Annotated in this window: 18 protein-coding genes, 1 pseudogene and 2 riboswitches; of the genes and pseudogenes, 14 read left to right on the forward strand and 5 right to left on the reverse strand. The window is 73.4% G+C overall.

Translation table 11 applies throughout. The features are described 5' to 3' along the window. Positions 1-2: 2 nt before the first annotated feature. The 3 genes from BAW75_RS32855 (at position 3) to BAW75_RS10455 (ending at position 2265) form a co-directional block, all read left to right on the forward strand. On the forward strand, positions 3-668 hold the full coding sequence (locus tag BAW75_RS32855) for a biliverdin-producing heme oxygenase (protein WP_244206071.1): 666 nt from the start codon (positions 3-5) through the stop codon (positions 666-668). Further along, positions 665-970: a DUF2470 domain-containing protein gene (locus BAW75_RS10450; RefSeq protein WP_013286808.1), complete on the forward strand. Its 306-nt coding sequence runs from the start codon at positions 665-667 to the stop codon at positions 968-970. Before BAW75_RS32855 ends, BAW75_RS10450 begins: the two co-directional genes overlap by 4 nt. 68 nt (positions 971-1038) lie before the next feature. After that, entirely contained in the window at positions 1039-2265 is a 1227-nt protein-coding gene (locus tag BAW75_RS10455; RefSeq protein WP_244206072.1) for a sugar efflux transporter, read from the forward strand. A gap of 16 nt (positions 2266-2281) precedes the next feature. Here the strand turns inward: BAW75_RS10455 and BAW75_RS10460 are convergent, their stop codons facing one another. The 3 genes from BAW75_RS10460 to BAW75_RS10470 form a co-directional block, all read right to left on the reverse strand. Beyond that, on the reverse strand, positions 2282-2548 hold the full coding sequence (locus tag BAW75_RS10460) for a superoxide dismutase (protein WP_104113439.1): 267 nt from the start codon (positions 2546-2548) through the stop codon (positions 2282-2284). 4 nt (positions 2549-2552) lie between these two features. Further along, positions 2553-3167 (reverse strand): superoxide dismutase, encoded by a 615-nt coding sequence (locus BAW75_RS10465; protein WP_104113440.1) that lies wholly within the window; start codon positions 3165-3167, stop codon positions 2553-2555. 87 nt (positions 3168-3254) lie between these two features. Then, complete coding sequence (locus BAW75_RS10470; RefSeq protein ID WP_104113441.1) at positions 3255-3905, reverse strand: class I SAM-dependent methyltransferase; 651 nt, start codon at positions 3903-3905, stop codon at positions 3255-3257. A 191-nt stretch (positions 3906-4096) separates the two neighbouring features. On the opposite strand from BAW75_RS10470, the pseudogene BAW75_RS10475 reads away from it, so the two are divergent. The 4 genes and pseudogenes from BAW75_RS10475 (at position 4097) to BAW75_RS10490 (ending at position 12019) form a co-directional block, all read left to right on the forward strand. Then, positions 4097-5475 (forward strand): annotated as a pseudogene (locus BAW75_RS10475) (rhodanese-like domain-containing protein). Between the two features lie 86 nt (positions 5476-5561). Then, complete coding sequence (locus tag BAW75_RS10480) at positions 5562-5843, forward strand: DUF2188 domain-containing protein (RefSeq protein WP_104113442.1); 282 nt, start codon at positions 5562-5564, stop codon at positions 5841-5843. A 182-nt stretch (positions 5844-6025) separates the two neighbouring features. Then, on the forward strand, positions 6026-11485 hold the full coding sequence (locus tag BAW75_RS10485) for an ATP-binding protein (protein ID WP_104113443.1): 5460 nt from the start codon (positions 6026-6028) through the stop codon (positions 11483-11485). Between the two features lie 141 nt (positions 11486-11626). Continuing rightward, positions 11627-12019, forward strand: a complete 393-nt coding sequence (locus BAW75_RS10490; RefSeq protein ID WP_043323383.1) for an SCO5389 family protein — start codon at positions 11627-11629, stop codon at positions 12017-12019. A 46-nt stretch (positions 12020-12065) separates the two neighbouring features. Here the strand turns inward: BAW75_RS10490 and BAW75_RS10495 are convergent, their stop codons facing one another. Beyond that, positions 12066-12467: a Fur family transcriptional regulator gene (locus BAW75_RS10495; RefSeq protein ID WP_104113444.1), complete on the reverse strand. Its 402-nt coding sequence runs from the start codon at positions 12465-12467 to the stop codon at positions 12066-12068. A gap of 214 nt (positions 12468-12681) precedes the next feature. Here BAW75_RS10495 and BAW75_RS10500 point away from each other — a divergent pair, with 214 nt between their 5' ends. From BAW75_RS10500 to BAW75_RS10520, 5 genes are all read left to right on the forward strand, one after another. Then, entirely contained in the window at positions 12682-13248 is a 567-nt protein-coding gene (locus tag BAW75_RS10500; RefSeq protein WP_104113445.1) for a copper chaperone PCu(A)C, read from the forward strand. Continuing rightward, positions 13245-14471 (forward strand): Dyp-type peroxidase, encoded by a 1227-nt coding sequence (locus BAW75_RS10505; RefSeq protein ID WP_104113446.1) that lies wholly within the window; start codon positions 13245-13247, stop codon positions 14469-14471. The genes BAW75_RS10500 and BAW75_RS10505 overlap by 4 nt, the downstream gene beginning before the upstream one ends. 33 nt (positions 14472-14504) lie before the next feature. Then, on the forward strand, positions 14505-15113 hold the full coding sequence (locus BAW75_RS10510; protein WP_104113447.1) for a copper resistance CopC family protein: 609 nt from the start codon (positions 14505-14507) through the stop codon (positions 15111-15113). Positions 15114-15341: 228 nt separating this feature from the next. Next, positions 15342-15555: riboswitch (cobalamin riboswitch) on the forward strand. A 131-nt stretch (positions 15556-15686) separates the two neighbouring features. Then, positions 15687-16199, forward strand: a complete 513-nt coding sequence (locus tag BAW75_RS10515) for an acyl-CoA thioesterase (protein ID WP_030499185.1) — start codon at positions 15687-15689, stop codon at positions 16197-16199. 3 nt (positions 16200-16202) lie between these two features. Then, positions 16203-16829: a LysE family translocator gene (locus BAW75_RS10520; RefSeq protein WP_030499184.1), complete on the forward strand. Its 627-nt coding sequence runs from the start codon at positions 16203-16205 to the stop codon at positions 16827-16829. A gap of 326 nt (positions 16830-17155) precedes the next feature. Here BAW75_RS10520 and BAW75_RS10525 read toward each other — a convergent pair whose 3' ends face one another. After that, positions 17156-17971: a PrsW family glutamic-type intramembrane protease gene (locus tag BAW75_RS10525; RefSeq protein ID WP_104113448.1), complete on the reverse strand. Its 816-nt coding sequence runs from the start codon at positions 17969-17971 to the stop codon at positions 17156-17158. Positions 17972-18090: 119 nt separating this feature from the next. Next, positions 18091-18307, forward strand: a riboswitch (cobalamin riboswitch). 113 nt (positions 18308-18420) lie between these two features. Between BAW75_RS10525 and BAW75_RS10530 the strand changes: the two genes are divergently transcribed. Then, positions 18421-20817 (forward strand): ribonucleoside-diphosphate reductase subunit alpha, encoded by a 2397-nt coding sequence (locus BAW75_RS10530; protein WP_043323373.1) that lies wholly within the window; start codon positions 18421-18423, stop codon positions 20815-20817. After that, positions 20808-21836 carry a ribonucleotide-diphosphate reductase subunit beta gene (locus tag BAW75_RS10535; RefSeq protein ID WP_104113449.1) on the forward strand — a complete coding sequence of 343 codons (1029 nt, stop codon included), beginning with the start codon at positions 20808-20810 and terminating at the stop codon, positions 21834-21836. The genes BAW75_RS10530 and BAW75_RS10535 overlap by 10 nt, the downstream gene beginning before the upstream one ends. Positions 21837-21851 lie beyond the last annotated feature (15 nt).

The raw sequence follows: 21851 nt of genomic DNA on the forward strand, positions 1-21851 counted from the left end.
AGATGGATACACAGACGTTCGCGGCCCGGCTGCGCGCCGAGACCCGCGACGCGCACCAGAGCGCCGAGTCCCAGCGGTACGTCTCCGCGCTCACCGCCGGTGAGCTCGACGTGGCCGGCTACACCGCGCTCGTCGTCGCGCACCACGGCATCTACGCGGCGCTGGAGGGCGTCGCGGAGACGATGCGCGAGGACCCGCTGGCCGGCCCGTTCGTCGACGACGCGCTGACCCGGCTGCCCGCGCTCGCCGCCGACCTGCGGTTCCTGCTCGGCCCGCGCTGGCGCGAGGTGATGGAGCCGATCCCGGCCGCTGTCGCGTACGCCGCGCGGATCACCTCGGCCTGCGCCGGATCGCCCGAGCGGTTCATCGCGCACCACTACATCCGCTATCTCGGCGACCTGTCCGGCGGGCGGCACATCGGGCGCTGCGTGGCCCGGTACTACGGGGTGACCGGCGAGGCCGGGGCGTCGTTCTACCGCTTCCCGCGGATCACCGATCCGAAGTCGTACAAGGACGCCTACCGGGCGAGGCTGGACGCGCTCGCGCTGGACGAGACCGGCCGGGCAGCGCTGCGCGACGAGGTGCTGGTGGCGTACGAGCACAACATCGCGGTCTTCACCGACCTGGGTCGCCTGGTGGCGGCGGGCAGCCGGGAGGGCGCCGCGTGAGCGCCGGTTTCCCGCCGGAGGTGGTCGCCGCCGTCAGCCGGCACATGAACGACGACCACGCCGGGGACGCGCTGCTGATCTGCCGTACGCTCGGCGGCCGGCCGGACGCCACCGCGGCCCGCACCACCGGCCTGGACGCCGACGGCATCGACTTCGCCGTCACCGTCGGCGGCACGGAGGTTCCGGTGCGCGTCCCGTTCGCCCACCGGCTCACCGAACGGGCGCAGATCCGCCGGGAGGTGGTGCGCATGTACCGGGAGGCCTGCGACCGGGCCGGCGTACCGCCCCGCCCGGCCGGCTGAGCGCCGGGACCGTCCGGGCCGCGGAAACCCGGTCGGCCGCCGCGCCGCCGCGGCGTACAGTCCACCGCATGGCTGTGGACACGAGGCCGGCGGTGCGCGCCGGCCGATTCCGGCTGCTCCCGCTGGGTGTGGTCTTCCTGACCGTCGGTCTGTCCACCGCCGTGGTGCTGCCGTTCCTGTCGCTGTTCCTCGACCGGGAGGTCCACGCCAGTCCGTTACGGGTGACCGTGTTCCTGGTCGTCGCGCCGCTGTCCGGGGTGGTCGCCTCCGCGCTGATCGGCCGGCTGTCGGACCGCCTGCCGATCCGGCGCGCGCTGCTGGTCGGCGCCGCGCTGGCCGGCGTGCTGGGCGCGGGCCTGACCGCGTACGTCCGGGACTACTGGATCCTGCTGGGGCTGACCGCGACCGCCACCGCGCTGGCGAACTCGCTGTTCCCGCAGTCGTTCGCGTACACCCGGGCGCTGTTCGACAGGGACGATCCGGCGCGGGCGGCGTTCGGCGTCAGCCTCATGCGTACCGTGTTCTCGGTCGCCTGGGTGGCCGGGCCGGCGCTGGCCGCGGTGCTGCTCGACGTCGGCGGCTTCCGCCTGGTCTACGGCATGGCCGCCGTCATGTACGCGCTGGCCGCGCTGGTGGCCGCGTTCCGGCTGGAGGAGCTGCCGCTGCCGGCGCGGCCGGTCGCGGCCGATCCGGACGGCGCCACGCCCGGCCCGCGCGGCGCGTCCCTGCGGTGGCTGGCGCTGACGGCGCTCACGTTCGTGCTGCTCCAGTGCCCGCTGACGGTCGGTGTGCAGGCGATGCCGCTGTTCATCGACACCGAACTGCACGACGACCCCTCCCGCGCCGGGCTGGTGCTGGGCCTGTGCGCGGCGCTGGAGATCCCGCTGATCCTCGGGCTGGGCGCGCTGACCGCGCGGGTCCGGCTGCGGCCGCTGATCCTGGTCGGCGGCGCCTGCGGGGTCGCCTACTACGCGGCCGCCGCGCTGGCGCCGAGCGTGCCGTTCCTGCTGTTCGCGCAGCCGGTGAACGCGCTGTTCATCGCCGCGGTGTCCGGCGTCGGGATCGCCTACGTGCAGGATCTGCTGCCGGGCGAGCCGGGCCGGGCCACCACGCTGTTCACCAACACGTTCCCCATCGGCGCGATGCTCGCCGGGCCGCTGCTCGGGCTCTCCGCGCAGGTCGGCTACCGGTGGGCGTACGGCATGAGCACCGCGCTGTGCGCGGCCGGGCTGCTGGTGCTGGTGCTGACCCGGCCGCCCGCGCGGGCGGCCGGGTCGGTGCCCGTGGGCGGGTGACCCGCGGGCACCGGGATCAGCTCGGGGTGGGCGGGCGGCCGGCGGTGGCCGCGATCAGCAGGGACAACTCCCGGACGAGGTCGTCCATGCTCTGCCCACTGCTCGCCCGCACCAGGCCGAGAGCCAGGTCGGCGAGCAGGTAGAAGCCGAGGGTCCGGGCCTGCTCGCCGGGGAACGCGGCGAGCAGATCCTCAGCACCGGCGAGGTCACCCCGGTGCTTGGCCGCGATCACCCCGGCGGCGCGCTGCACCAGTTCCGCCGCCTCGGGGGTGGGCCCGCTCACCGGATCAGATCTTCGGCGTCGCGGCGCGGGCGGCGTCGAAGCGTGCGATCACGTCCGACCAGTTCACCAGGTTCCACAGCCGGTCCACATAGTCCGGACGCACGTTGCGGTACTGCAGGTAGTAGGCGTGCTCCCAGGCGTCGAAGACCAGCAACGGCGTGGTGCCCTGGCCGACGTTGCCGTGGTGGTCGTAGACCTGCTCGACGATCAGTCGCTGTCCCAGCGGCTCCCAGGCGAGTACGCCCCACCCGGAGCCCTGCACGCTCTTCGTGGCCGCCGACAGCTGGCCGGCGAACGCGTCGAACGAGCCGAAGTGCTCGTCGATCGCCGCGGCCAGCTCGCCGTCCGGGCGGTCACCGCCGTCCGGCGACAGGTTCCCCCAGAAGATGGTGTGCAGCACGTGCCCGGACAGGTTGAACGCGAACGTCTTCTCCAGCCCGACCAGCCGGCCGAAGTCGCCCTTCGCACGCGCCTCCGCGAGCTGCTCCAGCCCGTCGTTGGCGCCCTTGACGTACGCCGCGTGGTGCTTGCTGTGGTGCAGTTCCAGGATCTCGCCGGACATGGCGGGCTCCAGGGCGCCGTAGTCGTAGGGCATGTCGGGCAGGGTGTAGAGCGTCATCGATCCTCCACTTTTGTTGCCGCATCATTGCTGTTGCCAACATAGTGCAACAAGGTGGCCGACGGTGCTCCCATCCCGCGCGTCCGGTCAGTGGCGCCGCACCAGCACCACGTGGTCGATCAGCTCGCCGGTCTGGCCGTCCGGGCCGGTGGCGGTACGCCGCGCCGCGCCCAGCCGCTCGGTGTCCCAGCCGTCCGGGTCGAGGCTCATCGCGGCCAGGATCTCCTCCGGTTCGGCGAACCGGTGGTGGCCGGTGTCGGGCCCGGCCCAGGGCGGCGGCGCGCCGTGCTCGACGACGAGCAGCCGGCCGCCGGGCGCGACCGCCTCGGCCGCCGTGGGCAGCACCTTCTCCCGGGGCAGGACCAGCGGCGACTGGAAGAACTGCGCGGACACCAGGTCGTACCGGCCGGGCGGGAAGCCCTGGGTGAGGTCGTGCCGGACGGTGGTGATCCGCTCCGCCACCCCAGCCCGCTCGGCCTCCACCGCGAGGCGGTCCAGCGCGACGGACGAGATGTCCACGGCGGTGACCCGCCAGCCGCGCGACGCCAGCCACACCGCGTCGCCGCCCTCACCGCTGCCCAGGTCGAGCACGGTGCCCGGGGGCAGCGCGCCGGCCACCTCGGCCAGGACCGGGTTGACCCGGCCGCTCCAGATCCGGTCCCGCTGGCCGTACCGCTCGTCCCAGAACCGGGCCGGGTCGGTGTCCGCCGCCGGGTGCTCGTGGTGGTGCCCCGTCATGTCCGCCTCCTCGCCGCCGGGCGTCTGCCCGCCCGGGCCCTCGCCATCGTGCGCCGGGGTCCACCGGCCAGCAAGGAACCTTGCCGTTCCGGCAAATACTTCCGGGCGGCAGCCGCCTCGGAATATACCCCCGGGGGTATGCGCTACAGTTGCCGTATCGCCCGACATCACTGCGCGAAGGAGTGCGGCTCATGTTGTTCACCCAGTACTACCTCGACTGCCTGTCCCAGGCCTCGTACCTGATCGCCGAGACCGCACCGGCCGGGCGGTGCTCGTCGACCCGCGCCGGGACATCGACGAGTACCTCACCGACGCGAAGGCGCACGGCCTGACGATCGAGGGCGTCGTCAACACCCACTTCCACGCCGACTTCCTCGCCGGGCACCTCGAGGTGGCCGCCGCGACCGGCGCGTGGATCGGCTACGGGCACCGGGCCGAGACCGAGTACCCGAGCCGCAAGCTCACCGACGGCGAACGGATCAGCCTCGGCGACGTGACCCTGGAGATCATGGAGACCCCGGGCCACACACCCGAGTCGATCAGCATCCTCGTCTACGAACACGCCGACGACCCGGTCCCGTACGGCGTGCTGACCGGCGACGCGCTGTTCATCGGCGACGTCGGCCGCCCCGACCTGCTCGCCTCGCTCGGCGTCACCGCCGAGGAACTCGGCCGCATGCTCTACCACAGCGTGCAGCACAAGCTGATGGGCCTACCCGACGAGGTGCGCGTCTTCCCCGCCCACGGCGCGGGCTCGGCCTGCGGCAAGAACCTGTCCACCGAACGGCAGTCCACCATCGGCGAGCAGCGCCGCACCAACTACGCCTGCGCGCCGATGAGCGAGGAGCGCTTCCTCGCCCTGGTCACCGGCGGGCAGCCGGCCGCGCCCGGCTACTTCGCCTTCGACGCGGTGCTCAACCGCAAGGCCCGGGAGCTGTTCGACCACGCCCGACCGGCCCGCCCACTCACCCCGGCCGAGTTCCTGGCCGCCCGGGCCGACGGCGCCGTCGTGGTCGACGCCCGCGACCCGCAGGAGTACGCCACCGGACACCTACGCGGCGCGCTCAACATCCCAGCCGACGGCCGGTTCGCCGAGACCGCCGGCAGCGTCATCGCGCCCGACCGGCCGGTGCTCGTGGTGACCCCGCAGGACCGCGAGGAGGAGATCGTCGTCCGCCTCGCCCGCATCGGCTTCGACCACGTGATCGGCTACCTCCGCGAACCCGACAACGCCTTCCTGGAGATGACCGCCGAGATGACCCCGGCCAGCCGGGTCACCGCCACCGAGCTGCGCGCGGCCCTCGACGGCCCGGACGCGCCTGTGGTGCTGGACGTCCGCAACGCCGCTGAGCGGGAGCAGGGCGCGGTGGACGGTTCCCGGCACATCCCGCTGGCCGAGCTGACCCACCGCCTCGACGAGGTACCCACCGACCGCCCCGTCGTCGTGCACTGCGCCGGCGGCTACCGCTCCTCGGTCGCCGCCAGCCTGCTGCGCAACGCCGGTCACGCCGACGTCTCCGACCTCCTCGGCGGCTACGGCGCCTGGCAGGGCCTGCACGCCGCGGCGTGAGGCACGGATTCGGGCCGCCAGGATTAGCACTCCCCTCGCATGGGCAGACATTTGTCATCGGACACGCGATCGAGGGAGCTGACGGCATGGCGAAGGGCGACATCGACACCTACCAGCAGGACGGGCAGTGGAAGAACCGCCCGGAGGGCAACGAGCGCGCGAGCAGCCGCCACGACACCAAGGCGGAGGCGGAGGCGGCCGGCCGGGAGATGGCGGTCGAGCGCGGCGCCGAGCACGTGATCAAGAAGCAGGACGGCACCATCGGCGAGAAGAACACGTACCCCCCGCGAGCGCGACCCCCGGGACATTCCGGGCTGAGCCCCGCACGCACGTCACGGCGCCGGACCCGCACGGGTCCGGCGCCGTAGCGCGTACCGGCGGGTAGTGAGTGGCTGGCTAAAAAGTTTTGTTCGGTTCCTACAACGGCTCCCGCTCAGGCTTCGGCCGTTACGACATGGCGCCGTACGCGCGCAGGCGGAAGGGTGAGGCAAGCCGGGGGCATCGTCGCCACCCGGCGCGCCACCGTGGTTCTATCGAAGGGGACGGTCACGTGTTCACCCGTGTCGCCATCGTCAACCGTGGTGAGTCCGCGATGCGGCTCATCCACGCGGTCCGGGAACTGGCCGCGGAGACCGGCAGCCGGATCGAGACCGTCGCGCTGTACACCGACGTCGACCGTACCGCCACCTTCGTCCGCGAGGCGGACGTCGCCTACGACCTGGGCCCCGCGTCCGCCCGCCCGTACCTGGACCTGAAGGCGCTGGAACGCGCGCTGGTGGAGACCGGCGCGGACGCCGCCTGGGTCGGCTGGGGTTTCGTGGCCGAGGACCCGGCGTTCGCCGAGCTGTGCGAGAAGATCGGCGTGACGTTCGTCGGGCCGAGCCCGGACGCCATGCGCAAGCTCGGCGACAAGATCGGCGCGAAGCTGATCGCCGAGGAGGTCGGCGTGCCGGTCGCGCCGTGGAGCCGCGGCGCGGTGGAGAGCCTGGAGGACGCGCTGCGCGCGGCGGCCGACATCGGCTACCCGCTGATGCTGAAGGCCACGGCGGGTGGCGGCGGGCGCGGCATCCGGGTGATCCGCAGCGACGCCGAGCTGGCCGACGCCTACGAGCGCACCAGCCAGGAGGCGGCGCGGGCGTTCGGCAGCGGCGTGGTGTTCCTGGAGCGCCTGGTCACCGGCGCCCGGCACGTCGAGGTTCAGGTGATCGCCGACGGCCAGGGCACCGCGTGGGCGCTCGGGGTACGGGACTGCTCGGTGCAGCGGCGCAACCAGAAGGTGATCGAGGAGTCCGCGTCGCCGGTGCTCGCCCCGGAGCAGGCGGCGGAGCTGAAGGCGTCGGCGGAGCGCCTGGCGGTGGCGGTCGGCTACCGGGGCGCGGCCACTGTCGAGTTCCTCTACCACCCGGGCGACCGGCTGTTCGCCTTCCTGGAGGTCAACACGCGCCTTCAGGTCGAGCACCCGATCACCGAGGCGACCACCGGGTTCGACCTGGTCAAGGCGCAGTTGCACGTGGCCGGTGGCGGCCGGCTCACCGGCGAGCCGCCGGTCGAGCGCGGGCACGCGATCGAGGCGCGGCTCAACGCCGAGGACCCGGACCGCGACTTCGCGCCCTCCCCCGGCCGGATCACCCGGCTGGACCTGCCCGCCGGGCCGGGCATCCGGGTCGACACCGGAGTCAGCGAGGGCGACACCATCCCGGCCGACTTCGACTCCATGATCGCAAAGATCATCGCGTACGGCCGGGACCGGGACGAGGCGCTGGGCCGCCTGCGCCGGGCGATGGCGAACACCACAGTGGTCATCGCCGGCGGCGCGACGAACAAGAGCTTCGTGCTCGACCTGCTCGACCAGCCCGAGGTGATCGACGCCAGCGCGGACACCGGCTGGATCGACCGGGTACGCGGCGAGGGCCGCCTGGTCGCGCACCGGCACTCCGCCGTCGCGCTCGCCGCCGCCGCGATCGAGGCGTACGAGGAGGACGAGACCGCCGAGCGGCAGCGGTTGCTGTCCACAGCGGCGGGTGGACGCCCGCAGGTGCAGCACCGCAGCGGCCGGCCGCTGGACCTGAAGCTGCGCGGCGTGACCTACCGGATGCGGGTGGCCCGGGTCGGCGCGCACCGGTTCCGGGTCGGTGTCGAGGCCGGTGGCGACGTGCGCACTGCCGACGTCGAGCTGGACCGCTTCGACCGGCACACCGGCCAGATCGCCGTCAACGGCGCCCGGTTCCGCCTGCTCACCGACACCCACGGCCCGGTGCACCTGGTCGAGGTCGACGGCGTGACGCACCGGATCAGCCGCGACGAGGGCGGCGTGGTGCGCTCCCCCATGCCGGCGCTCGTGGTCGCCACGCCACTTGCGGTCGGCGCGGAGGTCGAGGCCGGCGCGCCGGTGCTGGTGCTGGAGGCGATGAAGATGGAGACGGTGCTGCGCGCGCCGTTCCGGGCCCGCCTCAAGGAGTCGTCGGTTCAGGTCGGCACCCAGGTGGAGGCGGGTGCGCCGCTGCTGCGTCTGGAGCCGCTCGTCGAGGAAGGCGCCGAGGCCGCCGACGGCCCGGCCGGTCCCGCTGTCGAGCTGGACCTGCCGGCGCCTGCGGCGGACGTGCCGGCGCGGTCCCGGGCCGAGCGCGGCCAGGAGGACCTGTGCGCGCTGCTGCTCGGCTACGACGTCGACCCGCACGACGAGCGCCGGGTGCTCGACGACTACCTGGACGCGCGCCGGGCGGCCACCGAGGCCGGGCACCGGCCGCTGGCCGAGGAGCTGGAACTGGTCGGCGTCTTCGCCGACCTGGCCGAGCTGAGCCGCAACCGTCCCGGCGACGACGGGCCGGCCGGGCACGTGCACAGCGCCCGCGAGTACTTCCACACCTACCTGCAGAGCCTCGACGTCGAGCGGGCCGGTTCCCCGGACTCGTTCCGGGCCCGCCTCGCCAAGGCGCTCGCCCACTACGGCGTCACCGAGCTGGACCGCTCCCCCGAGCTGGAGGCCGCGGTCTTCCGGATCTTCCTGGCCCTGCAGCGGGCCGCCGCGGACGCCACGGTGATCGCCGCGCTGCTGCGCTCGTGGCTGCGCGAGCCGCCGCCGGACGAGGCGCTGCGCGAGCCCGCCGGCCTCACCCTGGAGCGTCTCGTCGCGGCCACCCAGGTCCGCTTCCCGGTCGTCGCCGACCTGGCCCGGGGCGTGGTGTTCGCCTGGTTCGCCCAGCCGCTGCTGCGCCGCAACCGGGCCCGGGTCTACGCGCGGGTCCGCGCGCACCTGCGGCACCTCGACACGCACGCGGACGCGCCGGACCGCGCCGACCGGGTCGCCGAGATGGTACGCAGCACCGAGCCGCTGGTCCGGCTGCTCGGCCAGCGCCTGGTCCGCGACGACCTGGACAACGCGACGATGCTGGAGGTGCTGACCCGCCGCTACTACGGCAACAAGGCGCTCACCGAGGTCACCACCCGGACCACCGGTGGCTGCACGTTCGTGGTGGCCGGGCGGGACGGTTCGAGCGTCGTGTCGGCGGCGGTACGGTTCGACGCGCTCGGCGACGCGCTGCGCGGACTGGCCGAGGTGGCCGGCGAGCGCGACGCCGTCGACGCGGACGTCTACCTGTCCTGGGAGAACCAGCCCGAGGACTTCGACGCCACCGCCGCCGCGCTGCTCGACGTGCTGAACGCGCACCCGCTGCCGGCGGCGGTACGCCGGATCACCACCACCGTCGCCGGGCGCGGCGGAGCGGTGATGCACCACCACTTCACGTTCCGGCCCGGCGAGGACGGGATGGCCGAGGAGCGCCTGATCCGCGGCCTGCACCCGCACATCGCGCAGCGGATGCAGCTGGAGCGGCTGCGCGAGTTCGACCTGACCCGCCTGCCGTCGCTGGACGAGGAGGTCTACCTGTTCCAGGCGGTGGCCCGGCAGAACCCGTCCGACCAGCGGCTGGTCGCGTTCGCGCAGGTACGCGACCTGACCGGGCTGCGGGAGCAGGACGGCCGCCTGGTGTCGCTGCCCACCACCGAGGACACGGTGGCGGCCTGCATCGACTCGATCCGCCGGGCGCAGTCGCGGCGGCCGTCGAAGTCGCGGTTCCCGACCAACCGGATCGTCATCTACGTGTGGCCGCCCAGCGAGCTGACCCGCGAGGAGATGGAGCTGATCGCCGGCCGGGTACGCCCCACCACGGTGGGCGCGGAGCTGGAGGAGATCCTGTTCATCGCGCGCCAGCGCGACCGCCGTACCGGCGAGCTGACCAAGGTCGGCGTGCGGATCACCTTCGACGTCACCGGGCACGCCCGGCTCGACGTGGGTGAGCCGCCGAGCGAGCCGGTCGAGCCGCTGGACGAGTACCGGCTGAAGGTGCTGCGGGCGGCCAGCCGCAACACCGTCTACCCGTACGAGCTGACCGGGCTGCTGGGCGACTTCGTCGAGCACGACCTGGACGCGGACCACCAGCTGGTGCCGGTGGACCGGCCCAAGGGCCGCAACAGCGCGGCGATCGTGGCCGGCGTGGTCACCACGCCGACGCCCCGCCACCCGCAGGGCGTGACCCGGGTGGTGCTGCTCGGCGATCCGACCAAGTCGCTGGGCGCGCTGTCCGAGCCGGAGTGCCGGCGGGTGATCGCCGCGCTGGACCTGGCGCAGCGGATGGGCGTGCCGCTGGAGTGGTACGCGCTGAGCGCCGGCGCCCGGATCTCGATGACCTCCGGCACCGAGAACATGGACTGGGTGGCCGCGGCGCTGAAGCGGATCGTCGAGTTCACCCAGGACGGCGGCGAGATCAACATCGTGGTCGCGGGCATCAACGTCGGCGCCCAGCCGTACTGGAACGCCGAGGCGACGATGCTCATGCACACCAAGGGCGTGCTGGTCATGACGCCCGACTCGGCGATGGTGCTCACCGGCAAGCAGTCGCTGGACTTCTCCGGCGGCGTGTCCGCCGAGGACAACTTCGGCATCGGTGGCTACGACCGGGTGATGGGCCCGAACGGGCAGGCGCAGTACTGGGCGCCGGACCTGCCGGGCGCGCGGGACGTGCTGATGGCGCACTACGACCACACGTACGTCGTGCCGGGCGAGCACGCGCCGCGCCGGACCGTCACCATGGACCCGGTGGACCGGGACATCTGCGGCTACCCGCACGCGGTGGCCGGCAGCGACTTCGCCACGGTGGGCGAGATCTTCTCCGCCACCGCGAACCCGGACCGCAAGAAGCCGTTCGACATCCGTACCGTCATGCGGGCCCTCGCCGACCAGGACCATCCGGTGCTGGAGCGGTGGGCGGGCATGGCCGACGCGGAGACCGCTGTGGTGCAGGACGTGCACCTGGGCGGCATCCCGGTGTGCCTGCTCGGCATCGAGTCGCGGTCGGTGCCCCGGCACGGCTTCCCGCCCACCGACGGCCCGGACACCTACACCGCGGGCACGCTGTTCCCGCGCTCGTCGAAGAAGGCCGCGCGGGCGATCAACGCGGCCAGCGGCAACCGGCCGCTGGTCGTGCTGGCGAACCTGTCCGGCTTCGACGGCTCACCCGAGTCGATGCGCAAGCTCCAGCTGGAGTACGGCGCGGAGATCGGCCGCGCGATCGTCAACTTCCGCGGCCCGATCGTGTTCTGCGTGATCTCGCGCTATCACGGCGGCGCGTTCGTGGTCTTCTCCAAGGCGCTCAACCCGGACATGACGGTGCTGGCGATCGAGGGGTCGTTCGCCTCGGTGCTCGGTGGCGCGCCGGCCGCCGCCGTGGTGTTCGCCGGTGCCGTCGCCGCCCGCACCGCGGCCGATTCCCGGGTACGCGAGCTGGAGGGCCGGGTGGCGTCCGCCACCGGTACCGAGCGGGCCACGCTCAGCGCGGAGCTGGACGAGCTGCGCGGGTCGGTGCGGGCGGAGAAGCTGGGCGAGGTGGCCGCCGAGTTCGACCGGGTGCACAGCATCCAGCGGGCGGTCGAGGTCGGCTCGGTCGACGCGGTGATCCGCGCCGCCGAGCTGCGGCCCCGGGTCATCGAGGCGATCGAGGCGCACCTGCGCTGACACGTTCCGCGACGTCACACGGCGGACGGGCCTTCGGGTCCGTCCGCCGTTTCGCGTGCGCCGGTGCTTGACGGTCGTCCGGCGACATGGTGTGCTCAGATGGTAATGGAAACCGTGTTCGTTAGAGCTGCCGGAGGACCCATGTCGCTCACCGTTCCGCCCGCCCTGCTGCACGCCGCCGAGACCGGTCCCGTCGACGAGGAGGCGTTCGTCGCCTGTGTCCGCGACTCCCTGCCGTACGCCTGGGAGACGGTCAGCCGGGTCGCCGCCGACCTGGCCGCGACCGACGCCGAGTTCGCCGACAACGTCGTACCGCCGCCCGGCGACGCCGAGCGCGGCCAACTGCTGCGCGCGATGGCCAGCGATGCGATACGCGCCGGGCTGGAGCGGCACTTCGGGATCACGCTGGCGTTCCAGAACTGCCACCGGGTGGCAGCCTTCCGTCCCGGCGCGGCCGGCTCCGAGGCGTACCGCCGGTTCACCTCCAGCCGCGGCCAGTTGCTGAACCAGTCACCGGCGCTGCGCAACTGCTGACCGGCGGTCCGGCGCGGGCGGGTCACCGCCCGCCCGCGGCGGTGGCTCAGGCGGCGCAGCGGTCGCAGGTGCCGAAGATCTCCAGGGTGTGCCCGACGTCGGTGAAACCGTGCTGCGCGGCGACCTGGTCGGCCCACCGCTCCACGGCCGGGCCGGCCACCTCCACCGCACGGCCGCAGCGGCGGCAGACCAGGTGGTGGTGATGGCGGCTCTGGCTGCACCGCCGGTAGAGGTGCTCGCCGCCGGGCAGCCGCGCCGAGTCGATCTCGCCGTTGTCGACGAGCAGCTGCAACGTCCGGTAGACGGTGGTCAGGCCCACCTTCGCCTGCCGCCGCACGAGCATCTGGTGCAACTGCTGCGCGCTGTGGAAGCCGTCCAGCTCCCGCAGCAGCGCCAGCACCTCGGCGCGCTGCCGGGTGTTGCGGGTCGCCCCGGTCGTCGCCGTCACCGTCCGCCTCCCTCGTCCGGGCGCCCTCTCCGGCCACGGCCGCGCCCGGCGCGCCACGTGACACCCGGAACCATTATGCCTTCCGGGCGCTCCCCGGTCCCCGGTCGCGGTGAGCCCGGCCGGCATGTGACGCGACCGACTCCCCGGGCCGGAACTATCCGCGGCGCCGCCCCGACCAACGGTACGAACACCGGATCTTCGAGGGGACGACCGCATGCCCAGCACCACCAGCCGCCGCTTCCCACGCACGGCGGCCCTGATCGGCGCCGCCGTCCTGGCCGCGTCCGTCGCCGCCTGCGGCTCCGCCGACGCCACGCCCACAACCGCGCCGTCGGCGTCGGCGCCCGCCTCGGCCCCGGCGAGCGCGGCAGCGGGCGTGCTGACGATCCGCGACCCGTGGGTGAAGGCCGCCGACAAGGGCATGACCGCCGCGTTCGCCACGCTCGTCAACGACGGCGACGCCGACGTCACGATCACCGGGGTGACCACCGACGTGTCCCGGGCCGAGATCCACGAGATGGCCATGACCGACGGGAAGATGGCGATGCGGCAGAAGCAGGGCGGCGTCGTGGTCGCCGCCGGAGCCCAGGCCGCGCTGGAGCCCGGCGGCGACCATCTCATGCTGATGGACCTGACCCGCCCGGTGCGCCCCGGCGACCAGCTCGACGTCACGCTCACCTTCGCCGACGGGCGCACCCAGACGTTCACCGCGGTGGCCAAGCCGTTCACCGGCGCCCAGGAGACGTACGCGCCCGGACACGGCGCGAGCCCCGCGTCATGACCGGAACCGGCGCGCCCGCGCGCCGGGTCAGCCGGCGCGGCCTGCTCACCGGCGGCGCGGCGGCCGCCGGGGGCGCGCTGGCCGGCGCGGGTGCCCTCGCCGCCCTCCGTTCCCACGGGGTACGCCCCGACGACGCCGTCCCGGTGGCCCAGGTCGGCAGCGCTGTCGAGCCGTTCCACGGCGCGCGCCAGTCCGGTGTCACCACCGAGCCCCAGGCGCACGCCGCGTTCGTCGCGTTCACGCTGCGCCCGGACACGGACCGGGCCGCGCTCGGGCGGATGCTGCGACTGCTCTCCGACGACGCCGCCCGGCTCACCCAGGGTCGCCCGGCGCTGGCCGACACCGAGCCGGAACTGGGCCTGCTGCCGGCCCGGCTGACAGTCACGTTCGGCTTCGGCCCCGGGCTCTACGCCGCCGCCGGGCTCGACGACCGCCGCCCCACGTCGGTGGCCGACCTGCCGGCGTTCCGGATCGACCGGTTGCAGCCCCGCTGGTCCGGCGGCGACCTGCTGCTGCAGATCTGCGCCGACGACCCGCTCACCGTCGCGCACGCCCAACGGGTCCTGACCAAGGACAGCCGCCCGTTCGCCACCGTCCGCTGGGTGCAGCAGGGCTTCCGCCGGGCCGCCGGCGCCGAGCCCGGACGCACCCAGCGCAACCTGTTCGGCCAGCTCGACGGCACCGCCAACCCGAAGCCCGGCGTGTCGGCGGACACCGCCGTCTGGGTGACCGACGGGCCGGACTGGCTGCGCGACTCCACCACCCTGGTGGTGCGCCGGATCAGCATGAACCTGGAGACGTGGGACCTGCTCGGCCGCGCCGACCGGGAACTCGCGGTGGGTCGGCGCCTCGACACCGGCGCGCCGCTGACCGGCGAGGCGGAGCACGACGAGCCCGACTTCGCCGCGCTCGGACCGGACGGGCTCACCGTGATCCCGGACTTCTCGCACCTGACCCGGGCCCGCGTCACCGACGACCGGCAGAAGATCCTGCGCCGGCCCTACAACTACGACGGCGCGCCGACCGCCGAGGGACACGCGGACAGCGGGCTCGTCTTCGCCGCGTACCAGGCCGACATCGCCCGGCAGTTCCTGCCCATCCAGCGGCGGCTTGCCGAACGGGACCTGCTCAACGAGTGGACCACCCCGATCGGCTCCGCCGTGTTCGCCGTACCGCCCGGCTGCCCCGAGGGCGGCTGGATCGGCCAGCAACTGCTCGGCTGACCACGACGCTGACCACGACCAGGAAGGCGCGTCATGCGTACCCGTACCGTCTCCGCACTCCTCGCCGCGCTGTTCACCGCGGCGCTGCTGCTGGTCCCGGCCACGCCCGCGGCGGCGCACAACTCGCTGCAGGAGGCCACGCCGGCCCGCGACGCCCGGCTCACCACCGCGCCGACGCAGGTGACGCTGCGGTTCCTGCAGCGGCTCAACCCGGCCTTCACCACCATCACGCTGCGCGACTCCACCGACCGTCAGGTGCCCGCGAGCGCGCCCGCCGTGGACGGCGCGACGGGCACGGTGACGATCGAGGAGCCGCTGGGCAACGGCACCTACACCGTCGCCTACCGCGTGGTCTCCCGCGACGGCCACCCGGTCCAGGGCTCGTACCGCTTCACCGTCGCCGACCCGGCCGCTCCCCCGGCGGCCGCCCCGTCCCCGGCCACCGACGCTTCGACTGGCACTTCCGCTTCCGCTCCGGCTGGTACGTCGGAAGGTGCGGACGCGTCTCCGGCGAGTGCCGACGCCTCGACGGGCGCCGACGACGGCGGTCTACCGGTGGGAATCCTGGTCGGCGGAGCGGTCGCCGCGGTGGCGGCAGCCGGCGTGACCGCGCTACTGCTTCGACGCCGCCGCGCCGCCTGACCCGTCGCCCGCTGACGCGGGTCCGCCCGGAGATCTTGGTAAGAATCGGCCCCTATAGGGGCCGTTTCCTTCCAAGATCTCGGGGCGTCCTACGAAGCGGGAGACAAGTCCCGTTTTGTGGACCGCGTCTGCGGCACGGCGACGGGTGCGCCGGAGAGCCTGCGTGACTGGGGACGGGCTGCGGCAAGGTGGAACGCGGGTCGCGGCGAGGGCGGGTCGGGGCTGGGTTAGGCTGCCGGGAGCGCTGGTTCACCCGGTCGGCGACGGCCGGGTGTCGTAAGAGGGAACCCGGTGGAAGTCCGGGACTGCCCCGCAGCGGTGAGTGGGAACGACAGCCGTCAACAGCACTGGGCCACCGGCCTGGGAAGCGACGGCCGGTAGGCGACCGGCGACCCCGGTCGGGCCCGCGAGTCCGAAGACCTGCCCGCGTCGCGCGTACCACCGGTGCGCGCTGCCGTCGACCTCGCGGGTGGGTCGGGCGGGTGACACGCCGGGCGGGAGCCGTCGGCGTGCCTCGACGTGCAACTCCCCCGTCCGGTCGGCGGTCCGCTTCTGCGAGGACGGAACCGCACCGTGACCGATGCCATCACCCTCACCGGCCGACCACCGTCGGCGTCGCACCTGACCCTGTCGCAGATCATGGACCAGCACCACACCAACCTGATGGGCACGGTGCACGGCGGCCGGATCCTCAACCTGATCGACTCGGTCGCCGGGGTGGTCGCCGCCCGCCACTCCGACGGACCGGCCGTCACCGCCGCCATCGACGAGACAGCCTTCCTGCGCGCTGTCCGCGTCGGTGACGTGGTGCACGTGGACGCCCGGATCACCTGGGCCGGCCGCAGCTCGATGGAGGTGGCCGTGAAGGTCAGCGCGGACCGCTGGGACCGCGCGGTGCCGCCGGTGGACGTGGCGACCGCGCACCTGGTGATGGTGGCCGTGGACGACGAGGGCCAGCCCCGGCCGGTGCCGCCGCTGCTGCCCGGCACCGACGGTGACCGGCGGCGCTACCGGGAGGCGCAGATCCGGCGCGAACACCGGCTGGCGCTGCGCCGGGCGCTGCTCGACGGCGCCGAGGAGGGCTGAGGCGTGCTCGGACTGTCGGCGGCCACGCTCGCGGGATACCTGGCCGCGATCGTGGTGCTCATGCTCACCCCCGGGCCGGACATGATGTTCGTGCTCGCCAACGCCACCCGGTACGGCGCGCGGGCCGGGGCCGTGGCGGCGCTCGGGGTCGCGGCCGGGGAGGCGGTGCACGTCGCCGCCGTGGTGGCCGGACTCGCCACCGTGATCGCCGCGTCCCCGGTGCTGTTCACCGCGATCCGGTGGGCCGGTGCGGCGTACCTGATCGTGCTGGGCCTGCGGGCGCTGCGCGGCACGGGCCGGCCCGGCGTCGCGGCGGACGGGGCGGACGGCGGCGGCGCCGGGCGGGCGTTCCGGCGCGGGCTGCTCACGAACCTGCTCAACCCGAAGATGATCCTGTTCAGCGTGGCGTTCCTGCCGCAGTTCGTCCGGCCCGACGCGGGCCCGGTGGCGGCACAGCTGGTGCTGCTCGGCGCGCTGTTCGTCGCGGTGCAGCTCACCGTGGACCTGGCTCTCGGCGTGGGCGCCGGGCGGTTCGCCCGCCGCTGGGGCGACAGCCGCTGGTCGCGGCGGGTCGACCGGCTCTGCGCTGTCGCCTTCGTCGCGCTCGGTGTCCGGCTGGCCGCCGGCTGAGGCACGCCGGGGCCGCCGACATCGGCCCGTTCCGGGCCGAGCTGACGGTGGCGGAGCGCGGTGCGGGCGTCGGCTGACGTCGGGGGTCGGCAGTGCCCGGGCCGGTTGACGTGTCCGGGCTTGATCGACTCCATTACGCCGAGGTGGCGGCATCAGAAGCGCTCCGACCCCGCCACCTCGGCGAACCGGTGATGATCATCATGGCGTGTCCCAGAGTGGGGAACGTCGATCCCAGATGGAGGGAGTGGATCTGGCCGACGAGCGCGGGTCGACGCGGCCGGGCGCCGCACGGGTCGCGCGGCCGTGACCTGGGCAGGCGGGCGGGGTCAGCCGGAGCGCTCCGCCGCCTCCAGGGGCGACTCCGCCAGCGCACGAGGCGGGGCGGCGGGCCGCTCGCGGTCCAGGTGCAGGCGCAGCAGCACCCAGCCCAGCGACACACCGCCGATGAACACGTACGCGGGCTGCGTGCCGAACGTGTCCCAGCAGGTGTGCAGCGTGACGGCGGCGGCGAAGGTGAGCAGGAACGCCGCCAGTCTCCGGCCGCCGGGAGCGGCGGCGAACGTGAACAACGCGGCGGCGGTCAGCCCGGTCCAGGCCAGGTGCGCGGCGGGCGCGGCGAGACCGCGAACCAGCAGCGTCCGCTCGACGGCGCCGAGGTTGCCCTCCGATCCGACGAACGCGGCGAACGCGTACCCCATGGTCTCCAGCGCGGCGAACCCGGCGCCGGAGGCCACGCCGATCACCAGGCCCTGCGCCGGTGACCGGTGCCGCCGCCACAGCAGCAGGATGCCGGCCGGCACGATCAGCTTCGCGGTCTCCTCGGCCAGGCCGACGAGCGCCATCGGCAGGACGCCGAGGCGGTGCAGGGTGCCGTACTCCAGCCAGCCGGCGGCGACCACGCCGACCACGCCGCCGAGGAGCGCGGCGACGCCGACGACGGAGCCGGGGACCGGGCGGCGGGCCGGCCGCCCCTGGGCGAAGGCCAGGAACGTGGCGGGCGCGACGCACGCGCCGAGCACGATCAGCGCCGGTACGAACGTGACGGTGCCGGTGCCGGACAGTGTCTCCAGCACCAGCAGGTGAAGCCCGACGCCGACGAGCAGGACCGCCACCCACGCCCAGCGGCGTCCGGTATTCCCCATACGCCGAGTATCGCGCCCGGCGGCGAGCGCCGGCATCGGGGGTAGGCACTGTGGACAGTGAGATCCATGCGACACGCCCGACACGACATCTGGTGTTGCCCAACCGCCCCCACCGCCATATATGGTGGTGCCGCAGCTGGTTCGGCCGAGCCCTCCGGGGCGGGGCCGAGGCAAGAGGGAACCCGGTGGAAATCCGGGACTGCCCCGCAGCGGTGAGTGGGAACGACAGCCGTCAACAGCACTGGGCCACCGGCCTGGGAAGCGACGGCCGGTAGGCGACCGGCGACCCCGGTCGGGCCCGCGAGTCCGAAGACCTGCCAGCGCGCCGTGCGCCTCCGCGTACGGCGGCCGGAGGTCGCGCGGGACGACCGACGCCAGCAGCCGGGCCGGCCGCGCCGTGCCCGTTGGCGTCTCCCGCCGTCTCCAGACGGTGACAGCGAGGAGAGGTCATGACTGTCGTGCAGGAAAGCCCGCCGGCCACCGGCGGCGGGTCCGAGGCCCGCCGGCCGGCGATGCGGGTACGCAAACGGGACGGCGACACCGAGCCGGTGGACGTCGGCAAGATCGTCCGGGCGGTCGAGCGCTGGGTCGCCGACCTGGACGAGGTGGACCCGCTGCGGGTGGCCACCAAGACGATCAGCGGGCTCTACGACGGGGCGACCACCGCCGAGCTGGACCGGCTGTCGATCCAGACCGCGGCGGAGCTGATCGGCGAGGAGCCGCAGTACTCGAAGCTGGCGGCAAGGCTGCTGGCCGCGTACGTGGACAAGGAGGTCCGCGGTCAGGGCGTGGCGAGCTTCAGCCAGTCGATCGCGTACGCGCACGGGCTGGGGCTGATCGGCGACGAGACGGCCGCGTTCGTCGCCCGGCACGCGCGCAAGCTCGACGACGCCGTGGACCCGGACGGCGACAGGCGGTTCGAGTACTTCGGACTGCGCACTGTCGCGGACCGCTACCTGCTGCGGCACCCGCAGTCGCGGCTGGTGGTGGAGACGCCGCAGTACTGGCTGCTGCGGGTGGCCTGCGGACTGTCCCGCACCCCGGGCGAGGCGGTCGGCTTCTACCGGCTGATGTCCAGCCTGGCCTATCTGCCCAGCTCCCCCACGCTGTTCAACTCCGGCACCCGGCACACCCAGATGTCGTCGTGCTTCCTGGTCGACTCGCCGCGCGACGAGCTTGACTCGATCTACGAGCGCTACCACCAGGTGGCGAAGCTGTCGAAGTTCTCCGGCGGCATCGGCATCGCCTGGTCGCGGGTGCGCGGCCGGGGCGCGCTGATCCGGGGCACGAACGGCCGGTCCAACGGCATCGTGCCGTTCCTCAAGACGCTCGACGCCGGGGTGGCCGCGGTCAACCAGGGCGGCCGGCGCAAGGGCGCGGCCTGCGTCTACCTGGAGCCGTGGCACCCGGACGTGGAGGAGTTCCTGGAGCTGCGGGACAACACCGGCGAGGAGTCCCGGCGTACGCACAACCTCAACCTGGCCAACTGGATCCCGGACGAGTTCATGCGCCGGGTCGAGGCCGACGGCGAGTGGTCGCTCGTCGATCCGTCGGACGCCCCGGAGCTGCCCGACCTGTACGGGGAGGCGTTCGACGCCGCGTACCGGGCGGCCGAGAAGAACGCGGTCCGCACGGTACGGGCCCGGGACCTGTACGGGCGGATGATGCGCACGCTCGCGCAGACCGGCAACGGCTGGATGACGTTCAAGGACGCCGCGAACCGGCTGTCCAACCAGACCGGTGAGCCGGGCAACGTGATCCACCTGTCCAACCTGTGCACCGAGATCCTGGAGGTGAACGACGACGCCGAGACGGCGGTGTGCAACCTCGGCTCGGTGAACCTCGGCGCCCACGTCACCGCCGACGGGGTGGACTGGGAGCGGCTGCGCGCCACGGTCCGCACCGCTGTGGTGTTCCTCGACCGGGTGATCGACATCAACTACTACCCGGCCGAGCAGGCGGCGGCGTCGAACCCGCGCTGGCGGCCGGTCGGGCTCGGCCTGATGGGGTTGCAGGACGCGTTCTTCACGCTGCGCCTGCCGTTCGACTCCCCCGAGGCGAAGGAGCTGTCCACCCGCGTGCAGGAGGAGATCCTGCTGACCGCGCTGGAGACCTCCGCCGGGCTGGCCGAGCAGTTCGGGCCGCATCCAGCGTACCCGCAGACCCGGGCCGCGAAGGGTGACCTGCACCCGGACCTGTGGGGCGCGGAGCCGGCGCAGGCCGGACGGTGGGCGGCGCTGCGTGAGCGGATCGCCGCAGGCGGGCTGCGCAACTCGCTGCTGGTGGCGATCGCACCGACCGCCACCATCGCCTCCATCGCCGGCTGCTACGAGTGCGTGGAGCCGCAGGTGTCCAACCTGTTCAAGCGCGAGACGATGTCCGGGGAGTTCCTCCAGGTCAACACGTACCTGGTGCGGGAGCTGAAGGCCCGCGGACTGTGGACGCCGCAGGTCCGCGACCGGATCAAGCGGGCCGAGGGCTCGGTGCAGGACATCACCGAACTGCCCGCGCCGGTGCGGGAGCTGTTCCGCACCGCCTGGGAGCTGCCGCAGCGGGCGCTGATCGACCTGGCCGCCGCGCGGGCGCCGTTCGTCGACCAGTCCCAGTCGCTGAACCTGTTCCTGAGCGCGCCGACCATCGGCAAGCTGTCCTCGATGTACCTGTACGCCTGGAAGGCCGGGCTGAAGACCACCTACTACCTGCGTTCCCGTCCCGCCACCCGCATCCAGCAGGCCACCGTCGCCCCGGTGCCCGCCCCGGTGCCCGGCGTGGTCTCCGCCGTGAGCGACGACGAGGCGCTGGCCTGTTCCCTGGAGAACCCCGAGAGCTGCGAGGCATGCCAGTGACCACCACCGCACCGACCCGGCACATGCTGCTCGACCCCGGCATGGACCTGACCCTGCGGCCGATGCGCTACCCGCGCTTCTTCGACCGGTTCAAGGACGCGATCAGGAACACCTGGACGGTCGAGGAGGTGGACCTGCACTCGGACCTCGCCGACCTGGCGAAGCTGTCCCCCGCCGAACGGCACCTGGTGTCGCGGCTGGTGGCGTTCTTCGCCACCGGCGACACGATCGTCGCCAACAACCTGGTGCTCAACCTCTACCAGCACGTCAACTCGCCCGAGGGCCGGCTCTACCTGTCCCGGCAGCTGTTCGAGGAGGCGGTGCACGTCCAGTTCTACCTGAACCTGCTCGACACGTACGTGCCGGACGAGAAGGAGCGCTTCGCCGCGTTCGCCGCGGTGGAGAACATCCCGTCGATCGCCCGCAAGGCCGAGTTCTGCTTCCGGTGGATCGACTCCATCTTCGAGCTGCGCGAGCTGCGGACCCGCGCGGATCGGCGGGCGTTCCTGCTCAACCTGATCTGCTTCGCCGCGTGCATCGAGGGCCTGTTCTTCTACGGCGCGTTCGCCTACGTCTACTTCCTGCGGTCCCGGGGCCTGCTCAACGGGCTGGCCTCCGGCACCAACTGGGTGTTCCGGGACGAGTCGATGCACATGGCGTTCGCGTTCGACGTGGTGGAGACCGTACGCGCCGAGGAGCCGGACCTGTTCGACGCCGAGATGGAGAAGCAGGTACGGGAGATGCTGGCCGAGGCGGTGGAGTGCGAGGTGAGCTTCGCCGCGGACCTGCTGGGCCAGGGCGTGCCGGGGATGTCGCTGGCCGACATGCGCGAGTACCTCCAGCACGTGGCCGACCGGCGCCTGGCGGTGCTCGGCATCGCCCCGATGTACGGCAGCGCCAACCCGTTCGCGTTCATGGAGTTGCAGGACGTGCAGGAGCTGTCGAACTTCTTCGAGCGGCGGGTGTCGGCGTACCAGGTCGGGGTGACCGGCAGCGTCACGTTCGACGACGACTTCTGACCGCCGCCCCCGCCC

The organism is Micromonospora chalcea, assembly GCF_002926165.1.
GTDB classification, from domain to species: domain Bacteria; phylum Actinomycetota; class Actinomycetes; order Mycobacteriales; family Micromonosporaceae; genus Micromonospora; species Micromonospora chalcea.

Excerpts from the sequence above, each read along its gene's own strand:
- BAW75_RS32855 (WP_244206071.1), top strand. The coding sequence starts at position 3 with ATGGATACACAGACGTTCGCGGCCCGGCTGCGCGCCGAGACCCGCGAC.
- BAW75_RS10455 (WP_244206072.1), top strand. The coding sequence starts at position 1,039 with ATGGCTGTGGACACGAGGCCGGCGGTGCGCGCCGGCCGATTCCGGCTG.
- BAW75_RS10465 (WP_104113440.1), bottom strand. The coding sequence starts at position 3,167 with ATGACGCTCTACACCCTGCCCGACATGCCCTACGACTACGGCGCCCTG.
- BAW75_RS10470 (WP_104113441.1), bottom strand. The coding sequence starts at position 3,905 with ATGACGGGGCACCACCACGAGCACCCGGCGGCGGACACCGACCCGGCC.
- BAW75_RS10480 (WP_104113442.1), top strand. The coding sequence starts at position 5,562 with ATGGCGAAGGGCGACATCGACACCTACCAGCAGGACGGGCAGTGGAAG.
- BAW75_RS10490 (WP_043323383.1), top strand. The coding sequence starts at position 11,627 with ATGTCGCTCACCGTTCCGCCCGCCCTGCTGCACGCCGCCGAGACCGGT.
- BAW75_RS10500 (WP_104113445.1), top strand. The coding sequence starts at position 12,682 with ATGCCCAGCACCACCAGCCGCCGCTTCCCACGCACGGCGGCCCTGATC.
- BAW75_RS10505 (WP_104113446.1), top strand. The coding sequence starts at position 13,245 with ATGACCGGAACCGGCGCGCCCGCGCGCCGGGTCAGCCGGCGCGGCCTG.
- BAW75_RS10510 (WP_104113447.1), top strand. The coding sequence starts at position 14,505 with ATGCGTACCCGTACCGTCTCCGCACTCCTCGCCGCGCTGTTCACCGCG.
- BAW75_RS10525 (WP_104113448.1), bottom strand. The coding sequence starts at position 17,971 with ATGGGGAATACCGGACGCCGCTGGGCGTGGGTGGCGGTCCTGCTCGTC.
- BAW75_RS10530 (WP_043323373.1), top strand. The coding sequence starts at position 18,421 with ATGACTGTCGTGCAGGAAAGCCCGCCGGCCACCGGCGGCGGGTCCGAG.
- BAW75_RS10535 (WP_104113449.1), top strand. The coding sequence starts at position 20,808 with ATGCCAGTGACCACCACCGCACCGACCCGGCACATGCTGCTCGACCCC.